Genomic DNA, 17,919 nt, shown 5'->3' with positions numbered 1-17,919 from the left:
CCCGCGCGTGTACGCGCGCGGGGAATGCACCGGAAAAACCGTAGCAAAAGGGCTTTTTGATGGATTCAACGCGCCGCGATCGCCGCTGCCGCGCCGGCCATCGCCGTGCCGGTCATGCGGTTGAGGGCCTTGATGGCTTTCGGGGTGGTAAAGAGCCTGCGGGCCCGCAGCGCCAGGACGATATAGGCGCCAAAAACCGCGGCCAGCACCGCCAGGGTCGCGCCGACGAGCTCCGCGTAGCCCAGCACCGTCACCCGGGAGAGGTCGAGGAGGGTCGGCAGCAAAGCGAGGTAGAACACCATGACCTTCGGGTTGCCCATGGTGATCGCGAGCCCGCCGAGGAAGAGCTTTGCCGGGTGCTCGAAGACCGTGTTGGCTTCGATCTCCCGGACGACCACGGGAGCGGTCCAGAGCTTCCAGGCGATCATGAGCAGGTAGGCGATGCCCACCCATTTGATGACCACGAAAACCTCATGGAACGTGTGTGCGAGGGCGGCGAGGCCGACGACCGCAAAGGTCAGCCAGACCACATCGCCGACCGCGACCCCGGCCGTAAACGCCACCGCGCCCGCCGTGCCCCGACCGAGCACCCGCGCCACGATGGCGGCAACGCCAGGCCCCGGGGAGGCGGCGCCGATGAAAAGCGCAGTCGAAAACACGAGCAGTCCGGCGAAGTCCATCGTGAGAAATCCATAGGCCGGGGAGCGGCCGATGGATATTCTACCGCAGGAGCGGTGGCCTGTACCAGCACGCGCATTCGAGGGATCTGTGTCGCTGATGGCAGGTAACCAACAGGGGGAGAGTATTCCCTCCTGATGGGATATAAGGCTGGTGCTGGGCCTCAAAGCGAAAGGACGCGCAATGGCAAAGAACACGATTTGCCTCTGGTACGATAAGGACGCCGAGGCGGCTGCCCGCTTCTACGCCGAGACCTTTCCCGATAGCGCCGTGAGTGCCGTCCATCGTGCACCCAGTGACTACCCATCCGGCAAGAAGGGCGACGTGTTGACGGTCGACTTCACAGTCGCGGGCATTCCTTGTCTCGGCCTCAATGGCGGTCCGGCGTTCAAACATAGCGAAGCCTTCTCGTTCCAGATCGCCACCGACGATCAGGAGGAAACCGACCGCTACTGGAACGCCATCGTGGGCAATGGCGGCCAGGAAAGTGCGTGCGGCTGGTGCAAGGACAAGTGGGGCATCTCCTGGCAAATCACGCCGCGCGTGCTGACCGAGGCGATGGCGGCCGGCGGTGATGAAGCAAAGCGCGCGTTCGAGGCAATGATGGGCATGAAGAAGATCGACGTCGCCGCGATCACGGCAGCGCGACGCGGCTGACGTTCCTCTGTCGACCCATCAAGATGTGGCGGATCCTCAGGCGCCAGTCCCGACGATTTTTCCGTGTTTCAGGGACTAATCGACGATGAAGAGTTTGGCGCCCGTTGCGGTGCGCGAGCGGTGGGGCTCCGCCTCATCCGCCACCTGATAGCTCTGCCCTTCGGTGAGGGTGAACGAGCGGCCGTCGTCGAGTTCGGTAACCAGCTCGCCCGCGAGAACGAACAGGATGTGACCCTTGCTGCACCAGTGATCGGCGAGATAACCGGGGCTGTACTCGACGATCCGCACCCGAATTGCGCCGAATTGCCGGGTGCGCCAGAGCGCATGCCCCTCCTCGCCTTTGTGAATTGTGGGTTCGACGAGCGACCAATCAGTGGTGCCAAAAGGAATATCCGACATCTTCATGGCACCGTCATAGGGAGGTTGGCCCCCCTCACGCAAGGGGTCAGCGGCGCGATCCTCAAGGGAGGAGCGGCCGCACCATTCCGGGCGTCACCTGAAGAACCTCCGCGCGGCCTTCGAGCCCGGCAAAGAGGTCAGGATCGGCCCCGGTCATCCAGACCTGACCGCCCAAGGTTTCCAGGGTGGCGAACAGGCCCGCCCGGCGGCGGGGGTCGAGATGGGCCGCAACTTCATCAAGGAGGATGAACGGCGCAATGCCCGTCATGCTGCCGACGAGTTGCGCATGGGCCAGCACGAGGCCGATGAGCAGGGCTTTCTGCTCGCCGGTCGAGGCGAGGCTGGCGGGAATATCCTTCGGGCCGTGGCGCACCAGCATGTCGGTCGCCTGCGGGCCGACGAGTGTGCGTCCCGCGGCCCGGTCGCGCGAACGGTTTTCGTGCAGGATTCGCCGGTAGCAATCCTCGGCATCGACGGCGGGACGCGTCGCCACGAGGGTGTCGATCTCCCCGTCGAGGCTCAAGGTGGCGAAGGGAAACGGCGAATCGTCGTCGCGCGTCGAAAGAATGAGCGCCGCGAGGCGCTGCACGGTCTCCCGGCGGGCCGACGCGACCGCGATCGCAAGTTCCGCCACTTCGCGCTCAATGGCGTCGAGCCAGAGCCGGTTGTGGGGGCTGTCTTCGAGGATGCGATTGCGCGACCGCAAGGCGCGCTCGAGCGCATTGACCCTGGCCCCGTGCTCCGAATCGACGGCCAAGACGAACCGATCGAGGAAGCGTCTCCGGTCGCCGGCGGGCCCGCGAAACAGAGCATCGAGATCGGGCGTCAGCCAGACGATGCGCAGATATTCGGCGAAAGCGGAGGGCGACGACACATTGGCGCCGTCGACCCGGCAGATGCGGGCGGCACGCGCCTCCGTGGTGACGCGCTCGAGCCCGGTTCCGAGGCGGTGGTCCCCGAAGGCCGTGTCGAGGGTCACGGAGATCGCAAAACCGCCGGGACCCGGCTGGCGCGCCATCTCGGCAAGGTCGGCCCGGCGCAAGCCGCGGCCGGGCATGAAAAGCGACAGGGCTTCGAGGAGGTTGGTCTTGCCCGCGCCGTTGTCGCCGACCAGCGCCACGAGGGGGTGCGACACCGCAAGATCGAGGCTCGCATAGGTGCGAAAATCCTGCAGGATCAGGCGCGTGATGAGTGGGGGACGGGTGGGGTGTGCTGCCATGACAGGTCCCCTGTTTCGGTGAGCGGACCCGAAAGATCAAGCGGGAGATCCCCTCACCCTCGCTTCGCTCGACCTCTCCCCACCGGGGAGAGGTTAAGTGCAGATGCGGCCTCCTCATCACCTCTCCCTTGGGGAGAGGTCGGACCGCAGGTCCGGGTGAGGGGGATGCGCGGCGTGAAGGGGCGGTTGCGTCTACACCCGCATCGGCATCAGCACGTAGAGGGCCGATGCCCCTTCGCGATCCTGCACGATGGTGGGCGAACCGGGATCAGCGAGCTTGAACAGGGCCGTGTCGCCGTCGAGCTGCGCCGTGATGTCGAGCAGATAGCGGGCGTTGAAGCCGATATCGATGGGCGCCGCGTCGTAATCGACCTCGATCTCTTCCATCGCGCTGCCGGAATCCGGGTTGGTGACGGTGAGCGTCAGGCGACCGTCCGCCAAGGCAAGCTTCACCGCCCGGCCGCGTTCGGACGAGATCGTCGAGACGCGATCGACCGCCTTGGCGAAATCGCTCCGCTCGACCGTCAGCATCTTGTCGTTCCCGACCGGGATGACTCGCTGGTAGTCGGGGAAGGTCCCGTCGATCAGCTTGGAGGTCAGAACGACGCCCTCGAAGGTGAGACGCACCTTGGCGGATGACAGCTCGATCACGACGGATTCGCTGCCGTCCTCCACGAGCTTGACGATTTCCGCCACCGCCTTGCGGGGAATGATGACGCCCGGCATGCCGTCCGAACCGGAAGGGGCGGGCAGTTCGACACGCGCCAGCCGATGGCCGTCGGTCGCCACCGCGCGCAGCATGGTGGTGCCCGATACATCGATCGTGTGAAGATAAATGCCGTTGAGGTAATAGCGCGTCTCCTCGGTGGAGATCGCGAATTGGGTCTTCTCGATCAGGCGCTTCAGATCGGCCGCCGACAGGGTGAACCGATGCGGCAGGTCACCGGCTGCAAGATCCGGGAAGTCGCTCTCCGGCAGGGCCTGCAGCATAAAGCGCGACCGGCCCGAACGGATCTGCATCTGACTGGCATCGCCGGCCATCTCGAGCGAGACCTGGGCGCCATCCGGCAATTTGCGGACGATGTCGTAGATCATGTAGGCCGGAACCGTTGTCGAGCCGGCCTCGCTGATATCGGCCGGAATGGTCTCCGTCACCTCGATATCGAGATCGGTCGCCTTCAGCCGCAAGGAGCCGTCTTCCCCGCGCAGGAGAACGTTCGACAGGATCGGAATGGTATTGCGGCGCTCGACGACCCGGTGCACATGCCCAAGCGCCTTCAGCAGAGCGGCTCGCTCAACAGTAACTCTCATAGTCCAACACCCGTTTTCGTTGGAATTATTGGCTCAGACCGGCACGTCCCGCGATGCGTGGCGACCGCCGGTCAAGCGGGGTGCAAGAGTGGCGAAGGTTGGCCGTAAAAGCAAGGCCATGACCGGGCGTCCTGAACAAGGCATCGCGGGCCCGCGCCTTTGCCTATTCCTGCAGCATGCGCTTGAGCAGCTCGACCTCGTCGCTCAGGGTATTGTCCTCGCCCAGCGCCTTCTCGATCTTGCGCACCGCATGCAGAACCGTGGTGTGATCGCGACCGCCGAAGCGTCGGCCGATTTCCGGCAGTGACCGCAAGGTCAGCACCTTCGACAGATACATGGCGATCTGCCGCGGACGCACCACCGCGGCGGTGCGCCGCTCCGACAGGATGTCTGAGCGGGAGACGTTGTAGCGCGAGGCCACCAGCTTCTGGATGTCCTCGATCTTGACCCGCTTCGGCTCGCGATTGCGGACGAGATCGCGGATCGCCGTCTCGGCGGTCTCGAGCGTGATGGCCGATCCGGTCAGAGTCGCGTGGGCCAGCAGCCGGTTGACCGCGCCTTCGAGATCGCGGCCATTCGCCGTGATGGCGCGGGCCACATAGGCGACCACGCTCGGGCTCACGTCGAAGGTTGGGTGAACGATCTTCAGGGCCTCGATCCGGGTGGTGAGGATAGAGGCGCGCAAGGCCTCGTCCAGCCCTCCGACCTCCACTACCAGGCCGCCGGCAAGGCGGGAGCGGACGCGCTCGTCGAGGGCCTCGAGGTCGGCGGGCGGACGGTCGGCCGCCACCACGATCTGCCGGCCGGCATCGATCAGCGCGTTCAGCGTGTGGCCGAATTCCTGCTGGATCTGCTTGCCCTGGATGAACTGAACGTCGTCCAGAATCAGGAGGTCGATGCCGCGCAGGCGCTCCTTGAAGGCGAGCGATGTCTGGGCCTTGAGGGAGGCGACGAAGCCGTACATGAACCGGTCGGCGGTGAGATAAATCACCCGCCGCCCTTGCGAGCGCACTTCATGTCCGATGGCGTGGAGGAGGTGGGTCTTGCCGAGGCCGACGCCCGCATGAAGGAAGAGCGGGTTGTAGATGGCCTGACCGTTCTGATGATGGGCGACCCGATCGGCGGCGGCGTGCGCAAGCGCGTTGGAGCGCCCAACGATGAAGCTGTCGAAGGTCAGGCGCGTGTCGAGCGGCGCGCCGCCGAGCTCGTTGGCATCACTGCGTTCGTCGGGCATGGAGGCGGACAGGGGTTTGGGGTCGCCGGCGGCGGGCACGCCTGCAAGGATGGGTCCCGTGCCGAGACGGGGAACCTCGGTGGGGCGACGCAGCGCGGATTGATCCCGGCCGACGCCGCTGCGGACCGCGATGACGACGCGATCGAGATGGGCTGCCTCGGTGCGATAGAGAGCCAGAACGCGATCGGTATAGTGCGACTCGATCCAGCTTTTCAGGAACCGGGTCGGGACCGTCAGATAGGCGCAGCCATCGACCACGGTCTCCAGTTCCAAGCGTCCGAACCAGCTCGAGAAAATATCCTCGCCCAACTCCGCCCGGAGCCGGCGCTTGACGCGCGCCCAGGTCTCCGCCGCTCCCTGGTCTGCCGCACCCGCAACGCCGCTCTCGGTCGCCGCCGCATAGGCGCGGTGATCCTCGCTCCGAAACATCAAAATTCCTCCCCTAAGGGCCATGGCGAAAAAGCAATGGTCCTTACGCCCCGATTTGTTGCCGACCGACAAAAAAACTGCACCGCGCGGCTGTCCAAACACCCGGCGACATAACTCTACCAAAGATTATCGTTTACTATTCTGCCCGGACAATCTGGAACGAACGCCCAGTTTTACAACCGTTCAAGTTTCATCAAGAGAAGCCGTTGCGCAATGCTGAGCCAGTTCTTGCTTCGTCGTCGCATGAAACAAAACACTATCCCCGCAACCGGGCTTTATACCCTGAGACTTGATTGGATGACTTCGCGGCGGACCGCTGAAGTGAGGTGACCTTACACAGGGGGTCAGGGGGGTGCAACACGCTCAAGCCAGATGCCAATGCTGGAAGCCGGCCACAGATGCCCACAGCCCCGTCCACAGCTTTTCCCGCACACCGATAAAGTCCTGACTTCGCAACTGATTCAGTGTTCCGGGAAGGGGGGTGCGGGGGGCGTCAAAAAAGGTTTTGGCGCAATGTTGATTCAGGTGCGATTCGGGCTCGCCAGGTGCGGGATTCGGATGCCTTGCGAACCTTTGCCTGCTAAACTGTTGAATATATTCGGGCTTTCCTGCGCGTTTTAAACCTGATCTCGGCCCAAAGCACCCCTTGAAGCGACCCCGGAGTCAAGGGGCAATGTGGATAAGTTGCGGGGTCGAAAAGTAGGGTACGGGCATGAAAAAACCCGGCTGAAAAGCCGGGTTTGAAGGGTCGTCCTCAAGGTCGCCCCGAGGGGAATTTACGCAGTGGCTTCAAGCGCCTTGACGCGGCTTGCCAGGCGCGAAACCTTCCGCGACGCGGTGTTCTTGTGAAGGATGCCCTTCTGGGCCGCCCGCATCATCTCCGGCTCGGCGGCGCGCAGGGCTGCTGCCGCATCCGTCTTGTTGCCAGTGGCGAGTGCTTCCTCAACCTTGCGGACAAAAGTCCTGACACGGCTGCGACGCGACTTGTTGATCGCGGTACGCTTCGCGATCTTGCGGGTCATTTTCTTGGCCGACACGGTGTTGGCCATGGGCCTGTCCTCGTCATTAAAATCCGATACGCCGAACCAGGCTCAATACAGCCTTGGCGGCGGTCGGGTGATTGCATGGAAACCGGAAAGCCCGCTTCATGCGCGGGCTCATGTGGAGCGGCTTATAGACGGCAGCGCGCGGAACGTCAACGCTAGAGTCGGATTCAGCTTCCTCGAACCTGATCCGGCTCTACCGCTTGCTTTGCCGCATGATCTTCGGCGAACCGGTATCCACTTCGCCGGATCAGGCTAGCGCGTGTCCGCGCGTCAAAAAAGCGCTGCGAGTCCCTGCCGCCATGGGTTGGCGGGGTCGAGAAGCAGGCGCAACGCCATCAGGCTCGACACCGCCACGAGCAGTGGGCGGATGATCCTGACCCCGAAGCGCATGGCGACTCGCGAGCCGATCTGCGCCCCGATCAGGGACGCCCCCGCCATCACGAGGCCGAGGGGCCACACGACGGTGCCGGTCGCGCTGTACAGCATGAGGCTGCCGAGGTTGCTCGCGAGATTGAGCAGCTTGGTGTGGGCGGTGGCGCGCACGACCCCATAGCCAAGCAGCATCACGAAGGCGAGCATATAGAAGGAGCCGGCGCCGGGCCCGAAGATGCCGTCGTAAAAGCCGATGGCGACGGGCGCGGTCAGCCCGAAGGCAAGCGACGTCATGCGGGCGCTGGCATCCGCGTCCTGGACCTTGCGCGAAAGCGCGAAATAGAACGCGATGACGATCAGCAGAACCGGGATCAGGATTTCGAGGACCGGGCGCGGCAGGAACTGCACGCAGAGGGCGCCGGCGATGCCGCTCACGAAGGCGATCAGCGCGAAACGCCAAGCCTGACGCCACTGGATCAGGCCCTTGCGGCCGAAGGTCCAGGTGGCGGACGCGGCCGCAAAGGAGCCCTGCACCTTGTTGGTGGCGATGGCCTGGGCGGGATCGAGCCCTGCGAGCATGAGCGCCGGGACGGTCAGCAATCCGCCGCCTCCGGCAATGGAATCGACGAAGCCCGCCAGCAGCGAGATCGCAGCCAGGGCCGCGAGCATATCGATCCCGATATCGCCCATGAGAGATGCCGCCCGTAGGTCAGCTTGACTTGAATTGGGGAGCGCGCTTCTCGATAAAGGCCTTCATGCCCTCGCGCTGGTCGTCGGTGCCGAACATGGCGTGAAACACGCGGCGTTCGAACCGCACGCCTTCGGCGAGGGAGGTCTCGTCGGCGCGATCGACGCTCTCCTTCGTCATCATGACGGCCGGCCGCGACATCGACGCGATGGTCTCGGCCGTCTTGATGGCCTCCGCGACGAGATCGGCCGCCGGAACGATCCGCGCCACCAGACCCGAGCGCTCCGCTTCCTCGGCGCCCATCATCCGGCCGGTGAGGCACATGTCCATGGCCTTCGCGCGGCCGATCAGGCGGGTCAGGCGCTGCGTCCCGCCCATGCCGGGCATGACGCCGAGCTTGATCTCGGGCTGGCCGAATTTGGCGGTGTCCGCCGCAATGATGAAATCGCACATCATGGCGAATTCGCAGCCACCCCCGAGCGCAAAGCCCGCAACCGCCGCGATCATCGGCTTGCGCCGGCTCGCCACACGGTCCCATCCCGCGAAGAAGTCGTCCACATAGGTGTCCGGATAGGAAAGCTCCGACATTTCCTTGATGTCGGCGCCGGCCGCGAACGCCTTCTCGGAGCCGGTAATGACGATGCACCCGACATTGCGGTCGGCATCGAAATCGTCGAGGGCCCGGTTCACTTCCGTGAGGAGCGTGGAATTGAGGGCGTTAAGGGCCTGCGGGCGGTTCAGCGTGACCAGCCCCACCTTGCCCCGAGTCTCGACGATGATCGTGTCATAGCTCATGCGATTGCCCCTCAACGGATGACCGTTCACCGGTTAAGCGAGGCCTCGCTTCGCGGCAAGGAAAAACGGGCAAGGCGCGCACGCTAGAGTCGGATTCAGCTTCCTCGAATCTGATCCGGCTCTATCTCTCTGTTTTCTACTTCGCCGGATCAGGCTCTAGGGGCCGACCACCCGCCGATAGAGGTGCCATGTGGCGTGGCCCAGAATGGGAAGCGTCACGGCGAGCCCGAAGAAAACCGGAATGAAGCCGATCGCCAGCAATGCGGCGACGATGAAACCCCAGAGGATCATCGTTCCCGGATTGGCGCCCACGGCCCGGATCGAGGTCTGGATCGCCACCGCCGCGCTCACGTGCCGGTCCACCAACATCGGGAACGAGAAGACGCTGATGGCGAGCACCACCAGGCTGAATACGAATCCGACGGCGTTGCCGATGACGATCAGCATCCACCCCTGACGCGTCGTCAGGACGTCGCGCAGAAAGCCGGTGAGAGAGGCTGGCACGTAGGCTCCGAAGATCGCTAGATAGAGCGCCTGCGCGACTGCCAGCCACACCAGGAAGATGCCAAAGAGCAGCAGGCCCACCAGGATGATCGATCCGATGGCGGGCGAGCGCATGACCTGCGAAGCGCCCGACCACGTGATGTCCTGGCCCAGTTCCCGCCGCCGGCTCAGTTCGTAGAGCCCGATGGCCGCCACCGGCCCCAGCATGGCAAAGCCGGCCATCATCGGGAACAGCAAGGGCAGGATGTTATTGCCGAAGATCGCCGCTGCGAGCAGCAGGCCGAGAATGGGATAGATCAGCGCCACAAAGAACGCGTGAGTCGGCATCTCGCGGAAATCGTCGACGCCTTTCTTGAGCGCGTCGCTCAGGTCGGAGGTTTGAATGTGACGGATCTGCGGAAGCTCCACCTCCGTCTCCAGATCGGGCATCGTGGGGAATTTCGCCATGGCCTTACCTCGCAAACCAGATGAACCTGAACGCGGCGGCTTCTCGACCGATCTTGCCGGTCGCGGCAGCGGCATGTCAAATGAACGGCATGCAGCAAGCTTGAGCGGGTTAAACGCGCAAGCGTGGCATTAGATCCGCAAGCCCGAGGGATTTCCCCGCCGACGACGAGGATCAGTCGCGCGGCCGGGGTGTGCCGTCGACAGCGACAACGAACGAGATCGCCAGCAGAATTGCAAGAGCCGACGAGACGATGGCGGTGGCAATCGAGGCACCGCCGCAACCCTCGATGCGGGCGGCGATCAGCGCGGCATCGGGAAACACGTTGGCGCCGATGGCGGTGACCGCCTGAACGGCCGTCACCAGACCGGCAATCAGCGCGATCCCGCGAAGGCCCGGCATCTTGGTGGCGGTCAGCACGGCGATCGCGAGGAGAACGATGGTCGCGGGTGCGAAGAGGCGGTCGCCGACCTGATGCCAGAGCGACGCATTTATCAGCCTGTCGAAATCCTCGCCCAGCACCTTGTCGCAAACCTCCGCCATCGCGGGCGAGCCCGAGGCGAACAGGACGAGGCTGGCATGAAGAAGGCGGCTCATGCGCCGCCTTCTAGCTCATCGGTGCGGTGAGGCAAGCGGACGCTCTCAGGCCGCGAGCGAGGATTGCGGCGCGGCGGCGCGGACATCCGCGTCCACATGGGCCTCAAAGCGCTTGAAGTTCTCGTTGAACATCTCGACGAGGCGTTTCGCCGAATGCGCGAAGGCTGCCTTGTCCTGCCAGGTTTTCACCGGGTAGAGGATATGCGGCTCGACGCCCGGAACCGAGGTCGGCACCGCAAAGCCGAAATACGGATCGCGACGGAAATCGGCGCGCGACAGGGATCCGTCGAGGGCGGCCGTCAGCAGGCGGCGCGTGACCCGGATCGGCATGCGGCGGCCGGTGCCGTACTGACCGCCGGTCCAGCCGGTATTCACGAGCCAGCAATCCACATGGTGCTTGGCGATGAGATCACGCAGCAGGTTGCCGTAGGCGGAGGGATGCCGCGGCATGAAGGGAGAACCGAAACAGGTCGAGAATGTCGCCTCGGGATCCTTCACGCCCTTTTCGGTGCCGGCGACTTTCGCCGTGTAACCGGAGAGGAAGTGATACATGGCTTCCGCCGGCGTCAGCTTGGCGATGGGCGGCAGCACGCCGAAGGCATCGCAGGTCAGCATGACGATGTTCTTGGGGATGCCGGCGCGACCCGTCGTGCTCGCATTGGGAATGAAATCGAGCGGATAGGCGCAGCGCGTGTTCTCGGTCTTCGAGGCATCGTCGAAATTGGGCTCGCGAGTGATCGGATCGACCGTCACGTTCTCGAGAACGGTGCCGAAACGCTCGGTGGTGGCGAAAATTTCCGGCTCCGCCTCACGCGACAGGCGGATGGTCTTGGCATAGCAGCCGCCCTCGAAATTGAAGACGCCGTAGGGTCCCCAGCCGTGTTCGTCATCGCCCAGGAGGATCCGGTCGGGATCGGCCGACAGGGTCGTCTTGCCGGTCCCGGACAGGCCGAAGAATACCGCCACGTCGCCGCCATGGCCCACATTGGCCGAGCAATGCATCGGCATGACGTTCTGGGGCGGGAGCGAGAAATTCAGATAGCTGAAGACCGACTTCTTCATCTCGCCCGCATAGGAGGTGCCGCCGATGAGCACGATCTTGCGCGTGAAGTCGCAGGCGATCACGGTCTCGGAACGGCAGCCATGGCGTGCCGGATCGGCGCGGAAGGACGGCAGGTCGATGATGGTGAGTTCAGGCACGAAGCTTTTCAGTTCGCCGCGCTCGGGACGGATCAGGAGATTGCGGATGAACAACGAATGCCACGCATATTCGGTGAAGACCCGCGTCTTGACCCGGTAGGACGGATCCGCGCCGCCCTGGAGATCCTGCGCGAACAATTCCCGGCCCTCCGCATGGGCGAGGAAATCTTCCAGCAGCGTATCGAACTGGCCCGGCGAGATGGCGCCGCTATTGTCCCACCAGACGGTATTCTCGGTGGTTTCGTCGCGCACCACGAACTTGTCCTTGGGCGAGCGGCCGGTATGCACACCGGTCTCCGCCAGCAAGGCGCCACCCTTCACCAGCTGGGTTTCGCCGCGCACCAGGGATTGCTCATAGAGGGCAGGCGCCTCCAGATTCCAGAAAACCTTCTTGAGGTTGCGGAGGCCGATGGCTTCAGCGCCCTGCGCGCTGTTGAAGACGCCGATAGTTTCCACTGAGACTTCTCCTGATCGCCGGCCGGTGTCAGCAGCCGTGTCATTTGCCGGATAGGCTTGAATATAGGCTCGCGGACGAGCGTGTCGTCCGGCGCGGGCTTTTTCTTTCAGAGATCGGGCGGGCTCGTCAACACACCTGTTCCATTTCGTTCCGTTTTGCCGGTTTCCGGCGCGTGCACCCTCCGTTCATCCCCCGTTCCGGCTTCACCTTTATGATCCCGCCACTGGCAGAGGAGTGAGGAGAACCTTACTTACGCCATGAGAAAGGCGCAGTTCGGCACGTTTTGGGGCTTTCTGCGTTACACGAGGCTACGCTGCGGCGTGGCCATCCGCGTTCAGATTTAAGGAAGTCTCATGCCAACGATCGCTCTCGTCGACGACGATCGCAACATCCTGACGTCGGTCTCCATCGCCCTCGAAGCCGAGGGCTACCGGATCCAGACCTATACGGACGGCGCCTCGGCCCTCGACGGGTTGAAGCATGCTCCGCCGGATCTCGCGATCTTCGATATCAAGATGCCCCGTATGGACGGCATGGAATTGCTGCGCCGCCTGCGCCAGAAATCGGACCTGCCGGTCATCTTCCTGACGTCCAAGGACGAGGAGATCGATGAGTTGTTCGGCCTCAAGATGGGCGCCGACGATTTCATACGGAAGCCGTTTTCGCAGCGCCTGCTGGTCGAGCGCGTGAAGGCGGTCTTGCGTCGCTTCGCCCCCCGCGACCAGATGCAGACCCGCGAAGCCGACGCCAAGGCGTTGGAGCGCGGCCAGCTCAAGATGGATCCGGAGCGCCACGCCTGCACGTGGAAGGGCGAGCCGGTGACGCTGACGGTGACGGAATTCCTGATCCTGCAGGCGCTCGCCACCCGTCCCGGCGTGGTCAAGAGCCGCAATGCCCTCATGGATGCGGCCTATGACGATCAGGTCTACGTGGACGACCGCACGATCGACAGCCACATCAAGCGGTTGCGCAAGAAGTTCAAGTCCGTTGACGACAGTTTCGAAATGATCGAGACCCTGTACGGCGTCGGCTACCGGTTCCGGGAAGGCTGACGCTCAACGTCCTTGTGAGTGGCATGAAGGTTGACCTCAATCTCGCCGAGGCCGCGGCCGACGATCCGCCTGCCCCGCGCGGCGCGATGGTTCGGGTCAGGAAGCTCGGCCGCTGGCTCGCTCAACGGGCCTCCTCGAGCCTGACGCGGCGCATCGTGGTGCTCAACCTTGCGGGCCTCGTGGCGCTGCTGGTCGGCTTCCTTTACCTCAATCAGTTTCGGCAAGGGCTGATTGAGGCCCGCGTGCTCTCCCTCGTCACGCAGGGCGAGATCATCGCCGGCGCGATCGCCAGTTCGGCCACCGTCGAGACGGACGCGATCACCATCGATCCCGACCAGCTCCTGCAGATGCAGGCCGGCGACACGGCTCGGTTCAACGAGGAAGTGCCGTCGCTGGAATTCTCGATCAACCCTGAGCGCGTCGCGCCCCTGTTGCGACGTCTCGTGACGCCCACCCAGACGCGGGCGCGCATCTACGATCGGGAGGGTTCTCTCCTGCTCGATTCCCGCACGTTCTATTCGCGCGGCGACATTCTGCGGATGGACCTGCCGCCGATGGCGGATGAGGACCTGACCTTCATCGAGCGCACCTGGCAAAACCTTCGCACGTTGTTTCGGACCAGGAAGCGCCTGATCCTCGAGGAGGTGGGACCGGCCAACGGCAAGACGCTGCCGGAGGTTCAGCGCGCCTTTGCGGGCGAGCGCGCAAGCGACGTTCGGACCAATGCGCGCGGCGAGACGATCGTGTCGGTGGCGGTTCCGATCCAGCGCTTGCGCTCGGTCCAGGGCGTGCTGCTGCTGTCCACCCAAGGCGGCGATATCGACACCATCATCGCGTCGGAACGCTTCGCGCTGCTGCAGGTCTTTCTGGTCGCCGCCGTGGTGATGATCGTCCTGTCGCTGTTTCTCGCCGGCGCCATCGTGGGGCCGGTGCGGCGGCTTGCGGAGGCGGCTGAACGGGTCAGGCGCGGCACCAAATCGCGCCAGGAAATTCCGGACTTCACCGGTCGCTCCGACGAGATCGGCCACCTGTCGGGCGCCCTGCGCGACATGACGCGCGCGCTCTACAATCGCATCGACGCCATCGAGAGTTTCGCCGCCGACGTGGCCCATGAATTGAAGAACCCGCTGACATCGCTGCGCAGCGCGGTCGAGACGCTGCCACTCGCGCGCAGCGACGATTCGCGCGGGCGCCTGATGTCGATCATCCAGCACGACGTGCGCCGCCTCGACCGGCTGATCAGCGACATCTCGGACGCCTCGCGCCTCGATGCGGAACTGGCCCGCGCCGACGCGGAGCCGGTCGATATGCCCAAGCTGCTTCAGGCGGTGGTCTCCGTCGCCAATGAGCGCCGGCACAAGGACGATCCGGCGATCGCCCTGACCATCGACCCCGCTCCTCGCGACGCCTATCTGGTGGTCGGCCATGACAGCCGTCTCGGCCAGGTCTTCAACAACCTGATCGACAACGCGCGGTCGTTCTCGCCGCCCGACGAGACGGTCCGGATCCTCATGCGGCGGCGCAAGAGCGAGATCGAGATCCTGGTCGAGGATTCCGGTCCGGGCATCGAGCCGGATGCCCTCGACCGTATTTTCGAGCGCTTCTATACCGACCGGCCCGAGCAGGGCTTCGGCCAGAATTCCGGCCTCGGCCTTTCCATCTCGCGCCAGATCATCGAGGCGCATCGCGGTACGATCCGCGCCGAAAACCGCCCCGGGCCGCTGGACGAGCACGGCGAACCGAGGCCACTCGGCGCCCGCTTCGTCATCCGGCTGCCCGCCGTCGGCAAGAAATCGTAGGCTGCCGTGAGCCTGCCCGACACCATCCACGCCACGACGATTGCCCTCGGTGAGGCCGGAATCCTGATCCGGGGGGAACCTGGATCGGGAAAATCCTCGCTCGCCCGGCAACTCCTCGGCGACGCCCGCGCCTTGAGGATATTCTCTCTTCTTGTCGCCGATGACCGCACCCGCGTTGAGGAACGGCATGGCCGTCTGGTCGCCCGGGCGGTGACGGCCGTCGCCGGCTGCATCGAAATCCGCGGCATCGGGATCGTCCGGCGGGCGGCCGAACCGGCGGTGGTCGTGCGGCTGATTGTCGATCTCTCTGAGGGCGCGCCCGAGCGGTTGCCGGAGCGGACTGAGGGAACCGTCGCCGTGTGCGGCGTCTTGCTCCCTCGCATCCGGGCGCAAACTGGGGCAAATCTCACCGATATCGTGATGGAACACATCGGTGGCCTTTGCGACGCGCCCGTGACAGAGTGATGAAGTTTTTATCGGAACTGCACTTGCGCTCAGCTTCGCAGTGCACAAAATAGCGGCTCCGCTCACGGAGCGATCGGACCAGTAACATTATGATTGGCATGGTGCTCGTCACCCACGGGCAGCTCGCGACGGAGTTCAAGGCTGCACTTGAACATGTAGTGGGGCCTCAGGAGCAGCTCGAGACGATCACGATCGGACCTGACGACGATATGGAGACGCGGCGCAAGGACATCATGGCCGCCGTCTGTCGCGTCAATTCGGGCACCGGCGTCGTGGTGCTGACCGACATGTTCGGCGGAACACCCTCGAATCTCGCCTTGTCCTGCATGAACGGCAGCACCGTCGAGGTGGTGGCCGGCATCAATCTGCCGATGTTGATCAAGCTCGCCAGCGTCCGGGACGAGGAAGGCCTCGAGGATGCGGTTTCTCATGCCCAGGAGGCGGGCCGCAAATACATCAACATCGCGTCGCGCGTCCTCACCGGGAAATCGAGCTGATGGACCTTGACGAGGATTGCCCGCCTGCGCCGATCCCGGACGGTGCGAGTCATCGAGTTCTCCCGATCACGAACCGGCGCGGCCTTCATGCCCGCGCCTCGGCCAAATTCGTCCAGACGGTGGAAAAGTTCGACTCGGACGTCACCGTCACACGCTGCGGCGAGACGGTCGGCGGGCGCTCCATCATGGGCCTGCTGACGCTCGCTGCCGCCCAGGGCACCACCATCACGGTCACGGCCAAGGGCCCGGACGCCGTGCCGTGCCTCACGGCCATCGGCGATCTCCTCGCCAACAAGTTCGGCGAAGACGAGTGAATTTCCGCAAGATATAAAGATATCTTTATATCTTGATTGCCTCCCTCTCCGGTCTCTGCTAGAGACAGCGCCAATTCAACGACGCGAAGAGAGAATGCTATGAGCCAGGCTGCCCTGAAAGGCGCGAATGCGCAGGACTATATCGTCAAGGATATCGGCCTCGCCGATTTCGGCCGCAAGGAAATCTCGCTCGCCGAGACCGAGATGCCCGGCCTCATGTCCGTGCGCGAGGAATACGGCCCGAAGCAGCCGCTGAAGGGCGCCCGCATCGCCGGCTCGCTTCACATGACCATCCAGACGGCGGTGCTGATCGAGACGCTGAAGGCTCTCGGCGCCGATATCCGCTGGGTCTCGTGCAACATCTACTCGACCCAGGATCACGCTGCTGCGGCGATCGCCGCCGCCGGCATCCCGGTCTTCGCCTATAAGGGCGAGACCCTGCAGGAATATTGGGACTACACCGCCAAGCTGTTCGACTGGCATGGCGGCGGCACCCCGAACCTCATTCTCGACGATGGCGGCGATGCCACCATGCTGGTCCATCTCGGCCTGCGCGCCGAGCAGGGCGACGTGGCGTTCCTCGACAAGCCGAGCTCGGAGGAGGAGGAGATCCTCTTCGCGCTGATCAAGAAGCTGGTCAAAGAGAAGCCGAAGGGCTGGTTCGCGGAACTCGCCGGCGCCATCAAGGGCGTGTCGGAAGAGACCACGACGGGCGTCCATCGCCTTTACATGATGGCGAAGGAGGGCAAGCTCCTCTTCCCGGCCATCAACGTCAACGACTCGGTCACCAAGTCGAAATTCGACAACCTCTATGGCTGCCGCGAGTCGCTCGTCGATGCGATCCGCCGCGGCACCGACGTCATGATGGCCGGCAAGGTCGCGATGGTGGCGGGCTTCGGCGACGTCGGCAAGGGTTCGGCCGCCTCGCTGCGCCAGGCCGGTTGCCGCGTCCTGGTGTCGGAGGTCGATCCGATCTGCGCCCTTCAGGCCGCCATGGAAGGCTACGAGGTCACGACAATGGAAGATGCGGCGACCCGCGCCGACATCTTCGTCACCGCGACCGGCAACAAGGACATCATTACCCTCGACCACATGCGGGCGATGAAGGATCGGGCGATCGTCTGCAACATCGGCCACTTCGACAACGAGATCCAGATTGCGGGCCTCAAGAATCTCACGTGGCAGAACATCAAGCCGCAGGTCGACGAGATCGCCTTCCCGGACGGCCACCGCATCATTCTGCTGTCGGAAGGCCGCCTGGTGAATCTCGGCAACGCGATGGGGCACCCGTCCTTCGTGATGTCGGCCTCGTTCACCAACCAGACGCTGGCGCAGATCGAACTCTGGACCAATGCCGGCAAGTACGAGCGCAAGGTCTACACCCTGCCCAAGCATCTCGACGAGAAGGTCGCGACGCTGCATCTCGAAAAGATCGGCGTGAAGCTCACCAAGCTCCGTCCCGATCAGGCCGCCTATATCGGCGTGTCGGAGAGCGGCCCGTTCAAGCCGGATCATTACCGCTACTGAGCGGTATCCACATCCCAAGCACTTAAAAAGCCCGGCGCCGCCGGGCTTTTTTGCGTCGCCAGCTCTTCGGCCGTTCGTTGCCCGCCGTCATCAACGGCTTGTCCACAGGTTCTCCCCGGGATCTTCAAGCCGTCCTCAACCCTCTTCCTGCCGGAGTCGCCCGTAGTCTAAGGTGGGGGCGATTCGTTTCCGATCCGTGGATTTTGGCCGGTCGGGCGTTCTGTTCATCGCGTC

General features: G+C 64.1%; 18 protein-coding genes. 7 read left to right on the top strand and 11 right to left on the bottom strand.

Going from position 1 to position 17,919, the window contains the following annotated elements; translation table 11 throughout:
- Window positions 1-65: 65 nt before the first annotated feature.
- Window positions 66-680, bottom strand: a complete 615-nt coding sequence (locus FEZ63_RS05280; RefSeq protein WP_150942591.1) for a LysE family translocator — start codon at window positions 678-680, stop codon at window positions 66-68.
- Window positions 681-861: 181 nt separating this feature from the next.
- Here FEZ63_RS05280 and FEZ63_RS05275 point away from each other — a divergent pair, with 181 nt between their 5' ends.
- The gene (locus FEZ63_RS05275; protein WP_150942590.1) at window positions 862-1,335 is read left to right on the top strand and encodes a VOC family protein; all 474 of its coding nucleotides are present in this window, start codon (window positions 862-864) and stop codon (window positions 1,333-1,335) included.
- 75 nt (window positions 1,336-1,410) lie between these two features.
- Here FEZ63_RS05275 and FEZ63_RS05270 read toward each other — a convergent pair whose 3' ends face one another.
- The 10 genes from FEZ63_RS05270 to FEZ63_RS05225 all read right to left on the bottom strand — a co-directional run bounded on the left by FEZ63_RS05270 (window position 1,411) and on the right by FEZ63_RS05225 (window position 12,030).
- A complete protein-coding gene (locus tag FEZ63_RS05270; protein WP_150942589.1) occupies window positions 1,411-1,740 on the bottom strand; it encodes a DHCW motif cupin fold protein in 330 nt (109 codons plus the stop codon).
- 55 nt (window positions 1,741-1,795) lie between these two features.
- Window positions 1,796-2,953 (bottom strand): DNA replication/repair protein RecF, encoded by a 1,158-nt coding sequence (recF, locus tag FEZ63_RS05265; RefSeq protein ID WP_150942588.1) that lies wholly within the window; start codon window positions 2,951-2,953, stop codon window positions 1,796-1,798.
- A 192-nt stretch (window positions 2,954-3,145) separates the two neighbouring features.
- Window positions 3,146-4,264, bottom strand: coding sequence for a DNA polymerase III subunit beta (gene dnaN / locus FEZ63_RS05260; RefSeq protein WP_150942587.1), 1,119 nt, complete (start codon window positions 4,262-4,264; stop codon window positions 3,146-3,148).
- 163 nt (window positions 4,265-4,427) lie between these two features.
- Window positions 4,428-5,927: a chromosomal replication initiator protein DnaA gene (gene dnaA, locus FEZ63_RS05255; RefSeq protein WP_150942586.1), complete on the bottom strand. Its 1,500-nt coding sequence runs from the start codon at window positions 5,925-5,927 to the stop codon at window positions 4,428-4,430.
- Window positions 5,928-6,703: 776 nt separating this feature from the next.
- Window positions 6,704-6,976: a 30S ribosomal protein S20 gene (rpsT, locus tag FEZ63_RS05250; RefSeq protein ID WP_150942585.1), complete on the bottom strand. Its 273-nt coding sequence runs from the start codon at window positions 6,974-6,976 to the stop codon at window positions 6,704-6,706.
- Between the two features lie 267 nt (window positions 6,977-7,243).
- Complete coding sequence (locus FEZ63_RS05245; protein ID WP_150942584.1) at window positions 7,244-8,035, bottom strand: TSUP family transporter; 792 nt, start codon at window positions 8,033-8,035, stop codon at window positions 7,244-7,246.
- Between the two features lie 19 nt (window positions 8,036-8,054).
- Window positions 8,055-8,828: an enoyl-CoA hydratase gene (locus FEZ63_RS05240; protein WP_150942583.1), complete on the bottom strand. Its 774-nt coding sequence runs from the start codon at window positions 8,826-8,828 to the stop codon at window positions 8,055-8,057.
- Between the two features lie 156 nt (window positions 8,829-8,984).
- On the bottom strand, window positions 8,985-9,779 hold the full coding sequence (locus FEZ63_RS05235; RefSeq protein ID WP_150942582.1) for a DUF2189 domain-containing protein: 795 nt from the start codon (window positions 9,777-9,779) through the stop codon (window positions 8,985-8,987).
- A 172-nt stretch (window positions 9,780-9,951) separates the two neighbouring features.
- Complete coding sequence (locus FEZ63_RS05230; protein WP_150942581.1) at window positions 9,952-10,374, bottom strand: hypothetical protein; 423 nt, start codon at window positions 10,372-10,374, stop codon at window positions 9,952-9,954.
- A 45-nt stretch (window positions 10,375-10,419) separates the two neighbouring features.
- On the bottom strand, window positions 10,420-12,030 hold the full coding sequence (locus FEZ63_RS05225) for a phosphoenolpyruvate carboxykinase (protein WP_150942580.1): 1,611 nt from the start codon (window positions 12,028-12,030) through the stop codon (window positions 10,420-10,422).
- Between the two features lie 354 nt (window positions 12,031-12,384).
- Here FEZ63_RS05225 and FEZ63_RS05220 point away from each other — a divergent pair, with 354 nt between their 5' ends.
- From FEZ63_RS05220 to ahcY, 6 genes are all read left to right on the top strand, one after another.
- A complete protein-coding gene (locus tag FEZ63_RS05220; RefSeq protein ID WP_150942579.1) occupies window positions 12,385-13,083 on the top strand; it encodes a response regulator transcription factor in 699 nt (232 codons plus the stop codon).
- A 23-nt stretch (window positions 13,084-13,106) separates the two neighbouring features.
- Complete coding sequence (locus FEZ63_RS05215; RefSeq protein WP_150942578.1) at window positions 13,107-14,882, top strand: sensor histidine kinase; 1,776 nt, start codon at window positions 13,107-13,109, stop codon at window positions 14,880-14,882.
- A 6-nt stretch (window positions 14,883-14,888) separates the two neighbouring features.
- Window positions 14,889-15,347, top strand: a complete 459-nt coding sequence (locus tag FEZ63_RS05210; RefSeq protein ID WP_150942577.1) for an HPr kinase/phosphorylase — start codon at window positions 14,889-14,891, stop codon at window positions 15,345-15,347.
- 89 nt (window positions 15,348-15,436) lie between these two features.
- A complete protein-coding gene (locus tag FEZ63_RS05205; protein ID WP_150942576.1) occupies window positions 15,437-15,844 on the top strand; it encodes a PTS sugar transporter subunit IIA in 408 nt (135 codons plus the stop codon).
- Window positions 15,844-16,158 carry an HPr family phosphocarrier protein gene (locus FEZ63_RS05200; protein WP_150942575.1) on the top strand — a complete coding sequence of 105 codons (315 nt, stop codon included), beginning with the start codon at window positions 15,844-15,846 and terminating at the stop codon, window positions 16,156-16,158. The genes FEZ63_RS05205 and FEZ63_RS05200 overlap by 1 nt, the downstream gene beginning before the upstream one ends.
- A gap of 99 nt (window positions 16,159-16,257) precedes the next feature.
- On the top strand, window positions 16,258-17,685 hold the full coding sequence (gene ahcY, locus FEZ63_RS05195) for an adenosylhomocysteinase (protein WP_150942574.1): 1,428 nt from the start codon (window positions 16,258-16,260) through the stop codon (window positions 17,683-17,685).
- Window positions 17,686-17,919: the final 234 nt, after the last annotated feature.

It is taken from the genome of Microvirga brassicacearum (assembly GCF_008757455.1).
Taxonomy (GTDB): domain Bacteria; phylum Pseudomonadota; class Alphaproteobacteria; order Rhizobiales; family Beijerinckiaceae; genus Microvirga; species Microvirga brassicacearum.
Note: the sequence above shows the minus strand (reverse complement) of the source record. Positions and strands in the feature narration are given on the sequence as shown.

Bases quoted from the DNA above. Each gene is read 5' to 3' on its own strand.
- FEZ63_RS05215 (WP_150942578.1), top strand. From the start codon at position 13,107: ATGAAGGTTGACCTCAATCTCGCCGAGGCCGCGGCCGACGATCCGCCT.
- dnaN (WP_150942587.1), bottom strand. From the start codon at position 4,264: ATGAGAGTTACTGTTGAGCGAGCCGCTCTGCTGAAGGCGCTTGGGCAT.
- FEZ63_RS05205 (WP_150942576.1), top strand. From the start codon at position 15,437: ATGATTGGCATGGTGCTCGTCACCCACGGGCAGCTCGCGACGGAGTTC.
- FEZ63_RS05200 (WP_150942575.1), top strand. From the start codon at position 15,844: ATGGACCTTGACGAGGATTGCCCGCCTGCGCCGATCCCGGACGGTGCG.
- FEZ63_RS05270 (WP_150942589.1), bottom strand. From the start codon at position 1,740: ATGAAGATGTCGGATATTCCTTTTGGCACCACTGATTGGTCGCTCGTC.
- recF (WP_150942588.1), bottom strand. From the start codon at position 2,953: ATGGCAGCACACCCCACCCGTCCCCCACTCATCACGCGCCTGATCCTG.
- ahcY (WP_150942574.1), top strand. From the start codon at position 16,258: ATGAGCCAGGCTGCCCTGAAAGGCGCGAATGCGCAGGACTATATCGTC.
- FEZ63_RS05220 (WP_150942579.1), top strand. From the start codon at position 12,385: ATGCCAACGATCGCTCTCGTCGACGACGATCGCAACATCCTGACGTCG.
- FEZ63_RS05235 (WP_150942582.1), bottom strand. From the start codon at position 9,779: ATGGCGAAATTCCCCACGATGCCCGATCTGGAGACGGAGGTGGAGCTT.
- FEZ63_RS05240 (WP_150942583.1), bottom strand. From the start codon at position 8,828: ATGAGCTATGACACGATCATCGTCGAGACTCGGGGCAAGGTGGGGCTG.
- FEZ63_RS05280 (WP_150942591.1), bottom strand. From the start codon at position 680: ATGGACTTCGCCGGACTGCTCGTGTTTTCGACTGCGCTTTTCATCGGC.
- dnaA (WP_150942586.1), bottom strand. From the start codon at position 5,927: ATGTTTCGGAGCGAGGATCACCGCGCCTATGCGGCGGCGACCGAGAGC.
- FEZ63_RS05245 (WP_150942584.1), bottom strand. From the start codon at position 8,035: ATGGGCGATATCGGGATCGATATGCTCGCGGCCCTGGCTGCGATCTCG.
- FEZ63_RS05275 (WP_150942590.1), top strand. From the start codon at position 862: ATGGCAAAGAACACGATTTGCCTCTGGTACGATAAGGACGCCGAGGCG.
- rpsT (WP_150942585.1), bottom strand. From the start codon at position 6,976: ATGGCCAACACCGTGTCGGCCAAGAAAATGACCCGCAAGATCGCGAAG.
- FEZ63_RS05230 (WP_150942581.1), bottom strand. From the start codon at position 10,374: ATGAGCCGCCTTCTTCATGCCAGCCTCGTCCTGTTCGCCTCGGGCTCG.